Source organism: Paenarthrobacter nitroguajacolicus (genome assembly GCF_031455195.1).
Taxonomy (GTDB): domain Bacteria; phylum Actinomycetota; class Actinomycetes; order Actinomycetales; family Micrococcaceae; genus Arthrobacter; species Arthrobacter nitroguajacolicus_D.
The window spans coordinates 14,381-28,879 of record NZ_JAVDSH010000007.1 but is presented as its reverse complement, the minus strand read 5'-3'; the positions used below and the strand labels follow the sequence as shown (position 1 = coordinate 28,879).

Annotated in this window: 11 protein-coding genes; 6 read left to right on the top strand and 5 right to left on the bottom strand. The window is 59.5% G+C overall.

Features of this window, described 5'->3' with window-relative positions; genetic code table 11:
- The first annotated feature begins 40 nt into the window (after nt 1–40).
- Nucleotides 41–1,087, top strand: coding sequence for a YhcG family protein (locus J2Y68_RS15200; RefSeq protein ID WP_397335209.1), 1,047 nt, complete (start codon nt 41–43; stop codon nt 1,085–1,087).
- A 198-nt stretch (nt 1,088–1,285) separates the two neighbouring features.
- On the opposite strand, the gene J2Y68_RS15195 is transcribed toward J2Y68_RS15200, so the two are convergent.
- Nucleotides 1,286–1,843 carry a hypothetical protein gene (locus tag J2Y68_RS15195; RefSeq protein WP_309994615.1) on the bottom strand — a complete coding sequence of 186 codons (558 nt, stop codon included), beginning with the start codon at nt 1,841–1,843 and terminating at the stop codon, nt 1,286–1,288.
- Nucleotides 1,844–2,244: 401 nt separating this feature from the next.
- Here J2Y68_RS15195 and J2Y68_RS15190 point away from each other — a divergent pair, with 401 nt between their 5' ends.
- The 5 genes from J2Y68_RS15190 (at nt 2,245) to J2Y68_RS15170 (ending at nt 8,720) form a co-directional block, all read left to right on the top strand.
- Nucleotides 2,245–3,255, top strand: coding sequence for a nucleotidyltransferase (locus J2Y68_RS15190; RefSeq protein ID WP_309994614.1), 1,011 nt, complete (start codon nt 2,245–2,247; stop codon nt 3,253–3,255).
- Nucleotides 3,252–4,727: a ThiF family adenylyltransferase gene (locus J2Y68_RS15185; RefSeq protein ID WP_309994613.1), complete on the top strand. Its 1,476-nt coding sequence runs from the start codon at nt 3,252–3,254 to the stop codon at nt 4,725–4,727. Before J2Y68_RS15190 ends, J2Y68_RS15185 begins: the two co-directional genes overlap by 4 nt.
- Nucleotides 4,724–6,517 (top strand): SAVED domain-containing protein, encoded by a 1,794-nt coding sequence (locus tag J2Y68_RS15180; RefSeq protein WP_309994611.1) that lies wholly within the window; start codon nt 4,724–4,726, stop codon nt 6,515–6,517. Before J2Y68_RS15185 ends, J2Y68_RS15180 begins: the two co-directional genes overlap by 4 nt.
- A gap of 36 nt (nt 6,518–6,553) precedes the next feature.
- Complete coding sequence (locus J2Y68_RS15175; protein WP_309994610.1) at nt 6,554–7,336, top strand: DUF6602 domain-containing protein; 783 nt, start codon at nt 6,554–6,556, stop codon at nt 7,334–7,336.
- A gap of 532 nt (nt 7,337–7,868) precedes the next feature.
- On the top strand, nt 7,869–8,720 hold the full coding sequence (locus J2Y68_RS15170) for a hypothetical protein (RefSeq protein ID WP_309994608.1): 852 nt from the start codon (nt 7,869–7,871) through the stop codon (nt 8,718–8,720).
- Nucleotides 8,721–8,967: 247 nt separating this feature from the next.
- On the opposite strand, the gene J2Y68_RS15165 is transcribed toward J2Y68_RS15170, so the two are convergent.
- From J2Y68_RS15165 to J2Y68_RS15150, 4 genes are read right to left on the bottom strand one after another with little or no spacing between them, the layout of a single operon-like run.
- Nucleotides 8,968–9,612 (bottom strand): hypothetical protein, encoded by a 645-nt coding sequence (locus J2Y68_RS15165; RefSeq protein ID WP_309994606.1) that lies wholly within the window; start codon nt 9,610–9,612, stop codon nt 8,968–8,970.
- A complete protein-coding gene (locus tag J2Y68_RS15160) occupies nt 9,609–11,300 on the bottom strand; it encodes a type IV secretory system conjugative DNA transfer family protein (RefSeq protein ID WP_309994604.1) in 1,692 nt (563 codons plus the stop codon). Before J2Y68_RS15160 ends, J2Y68_RS15165 begins: the two co-directional genes overlap by 4 nt.
- Nucleotides 11,297–12,934, bottom strand: coding sequence for an ATP-binding protein (locus J2Y68_RS15155; RefSeq protein ID WP_309994603.1), 1,638 nt, complete (start codon nt 12,932–12,934; stop codon nt 11,297–11,299). Before J2Y68_RS15155 ends, J2Y68_RS15160 begins: the two co-directional genes overlap by 4 nt.
- Nucleotides 12,931–14,493 carry a hypothetical protein gene (locus tag J2Y68_RS15150; RefSeq protein WP_309994601.1) on the bottom strand — a complete coding sequence of 521 codons (1,563 nt, stop codon included), beginning with the start codon at nt 14,491–14,493 and terminating at the stop codon, nt 12,931–12,933. The genes J2Y68_RS15155 and J2Y68_RS15150 overlap by 4 nt, the downstream gene beginning before the upstream one ends.
- Between the last annotated feature and the right edge of the window lie 6 nt (nt 14,494–14,499).

Below are 14,499 nucleotides of genomic sequence, written 5' to 3'. Positions count from 1 at the left end.
CGGCCGTTTTCAGGGTTCCCGGTAGTGTTGTTGCGTGTCGATGATCGAACCGGAGCTGCCCAACGGATACAGCGGAACACTGGCCTCATTGAAAGAACTGGTGACAACAGCTCAGCTGCGCGCCCAGCAAGCAGCCAGCACGGCGATGGTGGAAATGTACTGGGCCATCGGAGCTACGATCCTTCAGCGCCAAGCCCAAGAACCGTGGGGTTCGAAGATCCTGCAACGCCTCGCCTCGGACATGAAGGCTTCGTTTCCCAATATGCGCGGGTTCTCCCGATCCAATCTGTTCTACATGCGCTCCTTCGCGGCCACTTGGGACTTTACTGATCCGGACACACGGGACCGGATCGGCGCGTTGGCCTGGGGACACATCATCGAGCTGCTCAAGCTCAAGGACCCAGAAGTCCGTGACTGGTACGCCTGCATGGCCATTGAGCAGAACTGGAAACTCACCGTCCTCGAACACCAGATCGCCACAGGCCTGCACCGAAGGATAGGAGCCGCACCAAACAACCTTGAGGCTCGTCTTCCAGCCGATGGCGCCGAATTGGCCCAGAACGTCGCCAAAGACCCGTTGGTTCTGGACTTCCTCGGGCTGACCAGTGAGGCCGAGGAACTGGCCATAGAAGAGGCCATGACCCAACGCATGACCCAAACCTTGGCTGAGTTCGGCCGAGGCTTCGCGTTCTATGGCCGCCAGTATCATCTGGACGTCGAGGGTGAGGACTTCTACATCGACCTACTGCTGGTGCACGTGCCCACAAACCGGTTCGTGGTTGTGGAACTAAAGGCCGGCAAGTTCCGGCCAGAGCATCTAGGGCAATTGAACTTCTACGTTGCCGCAGTCAATGACCTTGTGAAGTTTCCCGGCATGGCGCCCGCCGTTGGGATCCTGGTGTGCGGGTCGAAGCACGAACCAACCGTCCGTTACGCCCTGGACGGTTCCTCCCAGCCCATCGCCGTCACCTCTTACACCTACGAAACGCTCCCGGCCAAGGAACGCGAAGCACTCCCCTCCCCCGCAGCCATCACCGCTGCACTGGAGCAAGGAACCGTGGGTGACCCTGGAATCACGGACGAGTAAGTTTCAGATCGCGGCTTCAACGACGAATCCAGTTCTCCGGCACTGGTCACTGCGCCAATTGTCCAGGGCGCTTTGGACAATTGGTCCGAAAGCCTGGGATATGCGGCGCCGGCGGATCAGCTGCTGCAGGGTCGCTTTGCCGCGGATCGTGTCGCGTAATCTGGTTGATTCTCCCTAGGTATGGCAACTAGGCAGCGTTTACGCCGACTTCCTGGCATCGGTCGTGCCACGCACAGCTTTGCCAGCCAGAGTGAGGGAACCGCTGTCGGTTGTGAAAGAAATGAGGCCGTCGTCGCGGAGCCTGGTAAGGGCGTATCGGGTTTGGGCGCGGTCCCAGTTCATCACGGCGCGGATCTCTGACCATGTGGGTCCATGGCCGCGACGTGTCCAGGAGGCACGGATCATCCCGGTGAGCTGGTCAACAGCGGCCGGGGGAAGCTCCATGAAAGAGGTTCTTGCGTTGCGGCGCAGCCAGGCGTTTTTGCGGGATTCGTAGCGTGCGGCGACTTTCTCGATGGTAGGAACTTCATTGTTTCTGACCATGGCGTCGGCAATGAGCTGATACTTGGTCCCGGGCCGGTACCTGTCGACAACGTCTGCCAGCTCGTCCACGCGGTCGTCGGTGATCCGTTCGGGCGGGACGATGCGTTCAAGCCATTCCCGGGCGTCCCGCTGCCGCTTGGCCAGGCTTTTGCGCTTCCAGGTGCCCTTGTTCTTTGGCTTGTTCGTCTGTGCGGTAGGTTCCCCATCGGCCATATCCCCAGCGTACATTCGAAGCCCCCGCCAATCCGGCAACCCCATCCAGCGCGGGTCTAATCGCTGTAGGGCCAACGGATCTCGGCGCCTGTTTGGCTGCGTCCCCGGCAGGGATGTCTCCAACAGGCCAGCCACGCCATGCAGGCCGAGTCTGACTTGCTCATCAGTTCGCGTGCTTGGGAGACATCAGCTGCGACGCAAGTTCTTGAGCAAATCTTGAGCTGAAGGTAGACGATTCTTGAGAAAGGGTTGCCAGCATGATCGAAGAAAATACAGACATGTAACACAACATATTGTGGTTGCTACGAAGTTTTTTGCTACATGTAGTATCAGTAGTGGTACTTCGCGAGTGAAGGACTCGAACCATTTCCATTTCCACACCAAGGATCGGAGGGCCTCGTTTGGCTCACCTTATTCAGCAGTTCAAAGAGGCGTTGAGCTCAATCGAGCCGGGTGACGACAAAGAAAATGCGCCGGAAGCTCATCAACTCGTACGCCAAGCCCTGAGTGCTGACGCCAAGCTGGCTGAGTACGGCGTCGACCCTGTCCTGATTGGCTCGTACAAACGAAGCGTGTCCATCAAGCGCGTCAAGGATGTCGACGTGCTTGTCCGTATGCAAAAGTTGCCGGGCGATGTGACATCCAAAGACATCCTCGATCACTTCTTTAAGGTGCTTCACGCTGAATTCGGTGTGGATGCTCAGGGTCGACGTCGCACGGTGCGTCAGGACCGGAGCCTGAAGATTGCGTTCCCGGAATACGACCTTGACGTGGACGCTGTGCCAGCGCGGCCGCACTGGGACGGAACGACGTGGGAAATTCCTCAGAAAGGGGAGGAAGACAAGTGGGTTCAAACCAACCCCGAAGGCTTGACTAGTCTCTCCAGTGAAATGAATGCGGGCCACAACGGCTACTACGTCCCCACTGTCAAATTGCTGCGCCAAACCCGCCGAGCACTGCTTCGCAGTGGCGCAAAGCCTGGGGGATTCTTCATCGAGGTGGCAACCTATCAGGCTTTCAAGTCCGGTCTCGTGTCAGGAACCGATCACGCGGAGTACTACGTGTCCGCCTTGGAAGAAGTCGCCAAGATCATCAACAACTTCGTTGTGTACGGTATCGGCCTTAAAGACCCAACGCTTCCGGGAAAGGCCATCAGTATTCGTGCCACTGAGGACGAACTCGAGACGGCGAGGCGGCGGTTCGCCGATGCAGCTATTTCAGCCCGTGCCGCGCTCGAGGAAGAGGACATGGGCAAGTCTGCCTTGTCATTCCAAAAGCTGTTCGGCAAGAACGGCAACGACGAGACTGTTTTCAAAATGCCTCCAGGGTTCAACGAAGACGGCAGCAAACGCGCAACCGCGATTTCGGCAGGAGCACGAACGGTTCCAGCAGGACCGAGGACCTTTGGGTGAGTCTGGATTCTTATACCGATGCCGTAGCGCACGTCCGTCAACAGTTTGAGGAAGGGCTCATCAGAGCCGGCTTCAAGGAGACACAGCAGGGGTGGATAGGGCTGGCCGGTGCGCCCACGAACTCAACCCAAGTCCTGATTTCCTTTCCTGCGCGGTTTCCCTTCAAGCCGCCCAGAGTGACACCCGTCTTACCGGATGCCGTGCCATGGTCGTGGCACCGCGAATTAGACGGAGCCCTCTGCCTGATCGCCGAAGATGATCACGACGGGCTCTGGTGGACTGCAGCGCCAGTCTTCCTCGAGCATGTTGCAGACTGGCTTTCGCAAGCAACAACTGGCTGGCCGGATGACCGCCCTGATCTGGATCTGGACCGGTACTTTCGCCCGTCAGAAAAGGACACGAGGACCTACCTTTATGAAGAGCCTGCTTTGTTGGGCGATGGCCCCTTTCGATTTCGCCCTGCCAAGAACAACACCATGCGGGCAGGCAAGGGCGCACTCCCGAAGAAGCGCGCGAATCTCGGCAATGACCGCGCGGCATACGTAGCGGACGTCGGGGAAGTCGACATACCGCCGCGGACCTGGGCGGACATCAGCGCCCTGGTCCAGCCTGGAAACAAGCTCGATGCAAGGATCAGGCGCCATGAAGTCTCTGTGGTGCTGTTAAGGTACCGACGGGACGAGCAAGATGGTGCCATTCTGCTGGAAGTTTGGCCCACGGTCAGCGGTGAAATCGCGGCACGGCGTCTAAAATCTGCAGCAGATACTTCTGCGGCCCGAACCGCCCGCGCTGGTGTTCACCGTAGCGAACTGAGCAATAAAAGCGTTGCAATCATCGGGTTGGGAGCCCTCGGCTCCTTCATTGCCGACATGTTGGCACGCGCAGGAATCGGCCGCCTAACGTTCATGGACGGAGACCTGGTCCTGCCGGGAAATATCGTTCGACATCTCGTGGGACCGGATGCCGTGGGCTTATCGAAAGGTGAGGCTGTGAAACGCTACCTTGTCGCACGGAACGAAATCACTCATGAAGACATCCAGGTCGACGACAATGACCTGACTAACCCTGCGAAAGCCGCGCGTCTCATCAGCAGCCACAACCTGGTTGTGAACGCCACCGCCGACTTCTCAACGGCCGCCCTGCTGCACACTGTGGCCGAGTCCCTGGACACCCACATCCTCTCGGCTTCACTCCACGATGACGGCACAGCCTATCGAGTCGATATTTTGCCCCCTATTGATGGGGCTTCTTCCGTCCCCCGACTTGAAACGGCATTTAACGAAAGAACTAAAGCCCCAATGCTGTTTGAGGCTGGATGCGGAAGCCCGATCTCCCCCACACCGCCCCACGCCGTGGTAGAGGCAGCAGCCGCAGCGGTAAGACACAGCATCGGACTGCTCACGGAGCGTGCCGTCCACCCCGCTGGAGAAGCACGCGACCTCATCCGTGTCCCGGAAAGGAAGAACAATTGACCCGGGACCCGGCCCGCATCGAACTACGCCCTGAGGCGAGCCAAACGATCTCCGCCGAATCAGCGAAAAACCTGCCGACCGAGGCGGGCGGTATCCTTCTTGGCTACCACGAATCAGCCACCATCGTGGTCACTCACGCATTGACCGTAAGCAGCGCCCTCGCGTCAACAAACCGCTATGTGCGCGATGACGTCAAAGCCAATGCAATCCTTAAAGAATTCCTCAAGGACCGTGCCAAAGACGACCTCGTCGGATACGTCGGCGAATGGCACAGCCACCCAGCCTCTGTCGGGCCGAGCCTAATTGATATCAATGCGCTACGCGCAATCGCTAAGACCAGCCAGGGACCCGTCGCGATGATCGTACGCGCCACGTCTGACACAGCACCATTTCACGGCGTCATTGCGCGGCGTCAACGGTTTGGCCGTATCGGCAGCAGCCAAGTCCAAGTAATATCCCCCGAACATAGGTTCCAGCCACTCGGTCCCCTTCCTGAAACTTCTGTTCGTGGCGACGGGCCAGTCTTCATCTCGTACCGCCAATCGGACGGTACGCATCAGGCCGCACGATTGGAACACTTACTGAGAGCAACCGGCCTCGTGGTGTGGCGCGACTATCGTGATCTGCGGGCCGGCACCACCACAGACCGGCTCGAGCAAGCTCTGACCCAAGGACTCTCAGCGGCAGTGCTCGTCGTAACCCCCGATATCGTTCATAGCGAGATCGTCAGGGAGCGTGAACTTCCACGGCTTCTCCAACTCGATAACAACCCTGCCTTCAGCCTCAGCATCGCGAACGCGGTATCCCGGCCTGGCAGTTCCTCCGCCTGTGACTACGACGCCCCCGATCGGCTCCTTCGCCTTTCGCCCGCGCGCATCCTCGCCGACAAGAAGCAAAGCAACATGCTTGACGGAACCGGTGAACTCGAAATCGCCCGGGATTTGCTCATGCACCGGGTCGAGCAACGGAAGCCCACGCTCCGAGCAACCAACCGAGCGTTTACCATCAGGATACAAAGCCGGCCAACACCGTATGCCATCGATGCGGATGACGAGGACCTACACATCCGTCTCAGCGCAGGAGACCAAGGCCGCCTTCCGTCACACGAAGGACTGCGACTCTTTCAGAAGACGCTCCCCCTCATCAGTGACGCCGTATATGCAGCTCGGGCATCTCACGTGGGGATCCTTGGCGGCGCCCATCTCTCCATTGCACTCGCGCTTGGAACAGCACTCCCTGAAACCAAATTTGGAAGAGTCGAAGCCACAGACACGGCCAACGTCGCCTGGAGCTCGGGAGCAAGTCCCGACGACCCAGTTGACAACATCATCAGCATTGAAGATATCAACCTCTCAACGCGACAAGCCGAGGATACGCGCGAGAGGGTCGCAGTCTTTGTAACCCTCACCCCGGCAGCAGACCGCACAGCCTTCGACCGGCTGCTCAACTCATCCGATCAAGCGTTCTCCAAAGCAGTAATAGTGACCTCAACCACAAGTCGGATTGATGCTCGTGAGGCCGGGCGGCTTAGCTCCTCCATCGCCCAGCAGATTAAAGAGCTCGCAGCCTCCAACGGGCGCGCCGAGGTCCACCTGGCATTCCATGGCCCTTACCCCATGGCCGTGCTGATTGGCCGCCTTCTAAACACCCTCCGAACAGTGGTTTACGAATGGGAAGACCACGCCGAAGAAGGACCTCGGTACCATCCGACCCTAATCCTTGACCCCGGGAGAGCTGGCGGCCCAATAGCCGAAGTTCTGCTCGGCCCTGACCATTCAAAAAACGACTAGGACCTGGCAATCCGCGACCAGGCCAGAAAGTGCACCATGGACCAACAAACTACGGAAAGCCTAGGAACCGAAGCCTGCCAAAGCACCTCGTTTAACCTGAGAAAGGCCTTTGCGGCCAAGCAAAAACACATGCTTTCAGGCCTCGGGCTCATGCCCACGTTCACCAACCATCCAACCGCAAAAGGTGACGCCACTGAAGAACGCTGGATACACATGCTCAGCGACTTCCTCCCCCAGCGGTACGGGGTGGGCAGCGTTTTCGCGATCGATTCATTTGGTAAACAAAGCCAGCAAATAGATGTAGCCATCTATGACCGACAGTACTCACCCCTCTTCTTCAAGCAAGGAGACCTTACATTTGTCCCTGTTGAAAGCATCTATGCGATATTCGAGGCCAAACCGGAGCTGAGCAAGGGCTACGTTGAATATGCACGGGACAAGATCGCCAGTGTCCGAAAACTGCATCGAACGTCAGTAGGTATCCGTCATGCAGGAGGAACTTACCCACCTCAGGAGCCAGCCAGTAAGCCCATACTCGGAGGGATCCTCGCCACCGACACGACTTGGAAGGACATTCAAGGGAAAGCCGCTCGTAAGGCCCTACTCGGCGGCGGCATAACAGACCGGCTGGACTTCGCCATAGCTGTAAAAGACGGCGCGGTGGAAAGGGTAGACGACGAACTGATCTACGCGCCATCAGACCAGCAACTCATATGGTTCGCAATGCGCCTATACAAGAGGCTCTCCCGGCTTGGTACGGTACTTGCACTCGACCTTGATGCATACGGACACTACATCGACGATGTTCGCCAAGACTAACCAGTAGGGAATCGACGCACAGGCGTGGAGGCACCATAAAGCCAGCGATCACCACGACGGCTGCAGCCGATCACCACGGATACCTCAAGCTGAGCGCAGCAAGATAGGCATGGGGCTAAAGTTCGCGGCCTTGGTTTTGCTGTTTTTGGCTGGCCTGCGCCGCGGCACGTTCATCTTGCTGTTTGGCGGCCTCTTTCTGAGCTGACTACCCCGCGTTACTCCGTGGTGATGCGTCGTGTGGGTACGAGCCTCTGTCCCCTCCAGTTCGTCAGACTTGGCTCTCTGATACTGGTAGGGCCCCTCGCAGTGCTACCTGTCCCGTCGGACCCGTTCCCACACCAAGTTAATGTGGGCTTGGGTTAGCGCATGCCCTTTACAGGGTCGCCTCAGTACCCTTAGGTCGGCGACGTAGTGGCGACCTTCGGCCCTTTTCACCAACGGCACAGCTTGAACTGCGCCGGATAAAGCCTGGCTAGGGCCCGGGGAGAGCTATCCTTCTACCAAGGGCGGTTCGATGTAGGGAAGAAAAGTCATGACGGTACCAACGCCGCCTTCCGGCCGGCATAGTAGACCTGTTTGGGGGTCACGTGTAAAACACGTGATTCAGGTGGTGCGAGGACACCCTTTCGTTTGGATACCGTCATTTGCACTTGCTATCTTGATCGGCGGTCTAGCTGTCACGTCGGACGCTATGCAGGTATTCGGTATCACTTTCGACGGGGCGCCCGAAGTTCGGTCCTCGCCAATACCACCCAATCCTGAAGCGACAATTCCGACTCCCACTTCTACTGACGCTGGTTGGGGCCCAAGCCGGAAACTGTATACCATCGAGTCTCCGGCACAGTACGCTGTATTAAACAGCATTACGAACAATCCCAATTATGGTGATGAGCGCGATTTCTTTACTGTAATTCCAAATAGCGATCTAAAGGTAGCAGGACATTCCTTTAAAAATGCTGTCAAGGTAGCCCCTGGCGATTTGCTCACTTTCAGAGTCTTCTATGAAAACTCCGCGGCGGACAACTTTGACGCCTCGTCTCCTTCTTGGATTCAGGGTGCAACGGCTCTACTATCTTACGAAACAAAACCTTCTCTTAGTGCGACAATAGTGATGACGTTAAAAGCGGACAACAGTGCCAGCATTTGGGATGGTGTTGCGCTACACTCCGAGCGTCTCTTCAAGTTGTCGTATGAAGCTGGCTCTTCTCGTCTTTACAACAACGCAAATAGTTCAAGAACCGGTGGTTACCTACTTAACTTTGATCAACTCCGTTCGGCCAGTGGGATGAAAATTGGTTACCAGGCTTTGGATGGAACAATTAGACCAGGCTATAAGTATGCGGGATATATCTATTTTGACATGCGAATAGTAGATGCCTCCTGATAGTCGAGCTCCCAGACCGCCTGCACAAAAACCCGAATTTTCAATACCCGGGCTTAGCTTCCTTTAGTTCATTAAGCTTCCCACTCCACCAGCTAAACAGGAGGATCCGGGCCAAGCAAAAGAGTCCCTAAGTTTAGTCTGGTCGAATGCAGACAACGGGGAAGTTCCACGTGCGCGGTTCGTCATCGGGGGTATCGGTGGTTGGTGGTGCGGCCGGCGGAGAAGATCTTCCCGCTGTCGGGCGGACTTAAGTCCCCGCTCGGCCGTCCAGGGTGGAAATGAACGACGTGAACTCATCATCGGTGGAAGGCTCAGACTTGGGCCGGGGGTCTTTGTGTGCGGGGATGCATGCGGAAAGACCCCAGTTGCTCTTGGTAATGCGCGCGATGGCGGGCCATAGGATCCGTTCGTGCCAGTAGGCCGGGGCATCGTTCAGGGTCTTGTCGCCGTAGTAGGCGGCCCGCCAGGCGATCCACACGCCGATAAGTTCCTCCACCACAGGCCCGTGGCGGTACCAGCACCCCAGGATCCTGGAATCGGTCGTGACACCGTAGCGGCCGTTGTACCAGTCAACCCATTGACGCAGTTCCGTGAGAAGGGCTGCCCTGCCGGAGCCGTTCAGTTCCTTCCAGTTCCAGGGTGCAGGCTTCTCGGCGGGCGGCTTCTGGAGAAGATCCCCGACCAATCCAGCTAGTCCGTCAACGTCTGCGCGCAGCTGTCCTAGCTGGCCGTCGTGGTCCAGTACCAGTTCCTCGACGGAGGGCAGTACGCCGTCGCCGTCAACGCCGGCCGGGGCGATGCCGGGTTCCCCGGCCTCGCTGCTTGCACCGGCGTCTTCCGGTGCAGGTTCCTCGTCCGGCAACGGGATGCGTGCGTAGGGGTCTTCGCTCATGCGGTGATCCGGCAGGTCAGGGCCTCGGCGGCCTGTTTGTCCTTCTTGATCTGCTCAACGTCATCGCGTTCCCAGTACGGGGTCAGTTCCACGACGGCCGGGCGGACGTTGGTGTAATGCATGAAGGCCTTGCCCTGGTCCAGCTGCTGGATCTTGTGGGCACGGATAGCAGGGCGTTCCTCTTCGCTGGTCGTCTTCGACGAACCGCCCTTGCCCCGCGATGTGGAAACACGCTGATGCGTGGTCGGTCCGGCGGCTTTGGCGATGGTTTCGAGTTCGGCCAATTCTTCCAGACCGGGAAGAAACAGGCGAAGGGACGATGTCCCGCGGATCGCTTTGGCCCCATCGTCTCCCCACCGGGCACGGTTCTGGGCGAATGACTGGCTGAACCCGATAATGCGGATGCCGCGGCCTCCGGAGTCCGAAAGGGCGCCGGCCATTTTCGGGAACGCTGCAACGTTGGGTGCTTCATCCAGAACCATCGTGAACACCGGCCACAAACGGCCGCCGGCGCGGGTCTGGGAGATCTTCTGGGCTTTACGGAAGACGTGGTCCGCGAACATCGTCACCAGTGGAGCGACCGGGGAATCTTCCCCGTCCGTGAGCAGGTACAGGGTATTTGCCCCGGTCAGGAAGTCGTCAACATTGAAGCCCTGGCCTCCACCAGGGGTGAGGAACTTCAAGGCCTTAGGCGAGGACAGAGGCTCCAGCAGCCCGGCAAGGGTCTCCTGGATCGAGTCCACCGTTTCGCCTGCACGGGAGGAAGTCAGCGCCTGCAGGCGTTCTGCGAACGCGGCCGGTGCGCCATGTTCGCGGAGGATTTCCAAAGGTTCGGGATCCGCGAAGTTGTTGGACCAGCGCACGACGTCCTCGATGGTGCCGCCATCGAGCGCCGCGGCGTGCAGGAACCGGCCAAGAATGGCGGCGGCCTTGGAGTTGAACCAGTCCCCGTTCTTCACGTTCCCCATCGGCTGGGCACCGGCCCAGGCTTTGCCACGGGCAAGGGCCTCGTCAGGGTCTTCACACCCGGCCACAGGGCTCCAGCTGATCGTGTCAGGCCAACCGGAAATGTCCTGCAAATCAAAGACCTGCGCGCGGCCACGCCGCTTGCGCGACACCGCCGTGTACATCAGCAGGTCGTTTTTCGTGGACGTCGCCAGCACCGGGCCCGGGGCATCCAACACGATTCCGACAGCAATATAAAGCGTCTTTCCTGAACGCTGCGGCGCGTACACCCACATGGAGTCTTCGTGCTGGACGTAGAGGACTTTGCCGTCGAGTTTGAACGCGGGGACGATGATGTCCGCTTCGGTCGCATCTTCGGGCAGGTGAAGTGACTGCCGGGCTTTGGCCAAGGCCGCCTTCTTGCCCATCCGCGGTTCGAGGTCCTTATACCGGGGCAGGCCGTCATCTTTCGGCTTGCTGCCGCCGAGCACGATGGTCAGGAACGCGATGCCCAGGAAAGTGATCAGGGCGAGAACGATCAGTATGTACGTTGCCGCTTGCGGCCATGCGAAGGTGCCGTCTTTGAACCGGGCCACCAACTCCGTGAAGTTCGTCCAGGGCATCCCCGTGGGTGTCAGCATCTCACCGAAGAATGCGGATACCCAGGCGAGGCCCGCCAGCACGACAACGACACCGGCGAGTCCCATCTTCATCAGGGTGTCTGTTGAGGTTTGTTTGCTCATGCCGGGATGACCTCCATGGCTTCGACGGTGGATTCTTCGGTGAAAGCGATGGTGGAGGTGGATTTCATGGCACCGTCCGTGTCGGTCAGTTCGACCTCGAGGGGGCTGCGGACGTGAATGGCTTCGAAGGGGTCGTACTGATCGATTTTGAACAGGCAGGTGCCCTTGACCAGTTTGGTGATCACTTCGGCCGTCCCGACGGGGAGGGTGAACATCTCCTCGCAAGCCAGAGCGTCGGCGCTCTTTTGCTGCTTGTACAAAAGGACCGTGCCGCATTCCTTGAGCATGGAGATCGCGGGGCTGTCTGCCGGGATGTCGGAGATGTGGTGGAACGCGAACTGGCACGAGAGGGACAGGGCGCGGGAGAGTTTGGTGTTGCGGCGGGTCACTGTGGCCACCGAGCCTTGGACGGTGTGCCAGGCTTCTTCAACTAGCAGGACCGTTGGGACTGCTTCTTCCTGCCGGTAGAGGGTGTTGGCCAGCCAGGTGTTGATGATCGTCATGACGATCGGCAGCGCCGGGCCGTCTTCGGGCAGGAGCGAGACGTCAAAGACGGTCAGGCCTGCGTTGAGCTGGATGTCGGCGCTGGTTTCTCCGTCGATCAGGCCGGCGAGGTCGTCTTCGATCATGCGTTCCAGCTCGAAGGCCGGATCCTGACCCCATTCGCGCAGCTCTTCCACTGTCAGGTTCGTGGCCCTTGCGGCGTCTTCATTGGGGGCGTAGAGGGCTTTGAGGACATGCCCGATGTGCGCGACTTCCCTCGCCTTCTTCGCGTCCGTCAACGCCTGCCGGTGGGCCATCCGGACGGCTTTGCCCTCCTTGGGCGTCATCGGCCGGCGGAGAGCTTCTTCCATGACAGCACGGACCAGCATGGACTGGCCGGCCGGGGTGCGGAACGCTTCGGCGCTGTCGTGGGTTTCCTCGTTCAGGCGGGCAGCGATACGGGGATCGAGGATGTTGATCCGGGATCCGCCGCCACCGATGCTGAACCGTACCGGAGCGACGCCGAGCTTCCGTGCAAGAGGGGTGTATTCGCCGCCGCCGACGTCCTTTTGGTACTTCTTATCGATCACCACGACGCGGCGGCCGAGGATCAGCTGTCGGAGCACGCCCCAGGTTTTCATGGCCGAGGACTTCCCCTGGCCAAGGTCACCGATGTAGCAGACGTTCGGGGATTCGAGGGTGTCACCGTAGGCGGTGAACGGGTCATGGACGATCATCCACCCGGACCCGGCATCGACGCCGAACACCAGGCCGCGGTGCGACGTCGGCGGGGAAGCAATCGCCATATGCGAGAACTCCATCTGCCGTGTTGATGACGCCACACCCGGGGCTGCCGGGTCATAGAAGCCCAGTTTCGACGCGAAAGCCCATTTCCGTTCGTGATGCCAGCGGGTCTTGGCGTTCGCTTTGGCCTCGACCAGCTCACGGTCCTTGGCTTCCTTCTTCTCAGCCTTCTTCACCGCACGCTTGCTCAACGGCTTGTTCCGGCGCAAACCTTCGGCCGCGGTATCGGCTGCAGCTGCTTCCAGCTCCAGCTTCCCGGCGCGGGCCTGCGCTCTGATGGTCCGCTTGGATTTGCTGGCAAGAGCCCATGGCAGGCTGAAACGCTTGACGTCGTTCGTGGTGCTCATCGGATTCCCCTCGTGAACGGCATGGTGGTGATCAGGGCAAGGTCGTTGCGGTGGTCCAACCAGTCAATGAACTCGATGCCGGCATCGGAGGCAGCTGCCTCAACAATGTCGGTGGTGGACAGGATCTCGTTCGCGTCTTCCACGGCGAAAGAGATATACAGACCGTAGGCCGCGCCGTGGTGGCCGGAGCCGGGCTTCAGATCCAGGAGGCGCTGGTGAGAGGCGCCCATCAACACTTCTTCGGTGCCATCGGTGACGACACCGGACTTGCTGACCTTGTTGCTCGTGGCCCTGTCCATGGCAGCATCCGTCCGGGCTTTGGAGCGGGCGCTGCGTGCATCTTCGAGTTCCATGACCATGGACACCGAGTGCACTACGGCCGGTTGGATGCCGCTGATGATCGCTTCCAGCGCTTCCACCGGAATCGGTGCGGGGCTGAAGGCCGAGGCCGGCACGTAGCCGGTGCGGATGTGCCAGTGGTCGTTGACTACCAGGGAGATGGGAGAGGTTGCGCCGTCCAGGTGCTGCCAGCAGTCCATCAGGTCGGCGCCGTCGTAGTCGTCGATGTCGAAGTCCGGGTCCTGCAGGTGACGCAGGAGCGCGGCCATGGCCTGTGGGCCAAGGGGCCGGGAGTTCGTGATCGAACCCATCATTGAGGCCTGGGCCATGGCGGAGCGGATTTCCTGATATATCGCCTGACCAATGCCGTCGTCCCCTGACCCGTAGGCTTCCGCGCGGCGGTACAGGGCAGCGGAGCCGGGGATCCGGAACGTCTCATAGGTGCGGTGCTGTTCGGACCGGGAACGGGTCGTCTCGCACAGGTCACCGTAGGACTCCAACAGGATCCGCGGAACATTCTGCGCGACGCGCTTTTTGACCCACAGCAGGTGGTCGGCCGAATCCATCGGCACGGCCCGTGCGAGGGTCTGGATATGGGTGACGAGGGATTGCCGGCGGGCCAACCGGGCGAGGTACTGGCCCCGGGCGACATGACCTGATTCCTTCCGGTATTCCTCCCGGATCCCGGAGGACGAACCCATGACCTCCATCGTGGCCGTGTAGTACGGCTTTTTGACCTTGCCCTGGTGCCGGAAGATGACCAGCGGCCCTTCCGGGGTGTCGATAGCGAAATGGCGGACGGTGCCGACCATGAGCGGGGCATTGTCCTTATGCCGGATCGGTACCTCGATCATGCCGTTCTCGTCGGCACGCTTCCGGTCTTTCTTCCCGGCTTTGATCATCCGTGTTTGCGGACGGTCCTTGACCGGAACGTAGACCAGGGACTTGTTCTTGGCCCGGACCTTCTTGTGCCGGAGTTCAACGAAGAGAGCACCCAGGGAGCGGTGACCGGAGAACTTGTTGGGTGTGGTCAGGATGACCCCTGCCAGAACCAGCACCACGGCGCTGATCCACGCCACGACATTGCTGCCACCGGCGAGCACGATCAACAATGCGGTACCGACGGCCACTGACAGGCCGATCCATTCCGGTGCCGTGCGGTTCCCACCGAACAAGCCACGGCTCTGGACCTCACCGCCAACAACAACCATTCTTCCCATGACTAC

Bases quoted from the DNA above. Each gene is read 5' to 3' on its own strand.
- J2Y68_RS15200 (WP_397335209.1), top strand. From the start codon at position 41: ATGATCGAACCGGAGCTGCCCAACGGATACAGCGGAACACTGGCCTCA.
- J2Y68_RS15195 (WP_309994615.1), bottom strand. From the start codon at position 1,843: ATGGCCGATGGGGAACCTACCGCACAGACGAACAAGCCAAAGAACAAG.
- J2Y68_RS15175 (WP_309994610.1), top strand. From the start codon at position 6,554: ATGGACCAACAAACTACGGAAAGCCTAGGAACCGAAGCCTGCCAAAGC.
- J2Y68_RS15170 (WP_309994608.1), top strand. From the start codon at position 7,869: ATGACGGTACCAACGCCGCCTTCCGGCCGGCATAGTAGACCTGTTTGG.
- J2Y68_RS15165 (WP_309994606.1), bottom strand. From the start codon at position 9,612: ATGAGCGAAGACCCCTACGCACGCATCCCGTTGCCGGACGAGGAACCT.
- J2Y68_RS15160 (WP_309994604.1), bottom strand. From the start codon at position 11,300: ATGAGCAAACAAACCTCAACAGACACCCTGATGAAGATGGGACTCGCC.
- J2Y68_RS15155 (WP_309994603.1), bottom strand. From the start codon at position 12,934: ATGAGCACCACGAACGACGTCAAGCGTTTCAGCCTGCCATGGGCTCTT.
- J2Y68_RS15150 (WP_309994601.1), bottom strand. From the start codon at position 14,493: ATGGGAAGAATGGTTGTTGTTGGCGGTGAGGTCCAGAGCCGTGGCTTG.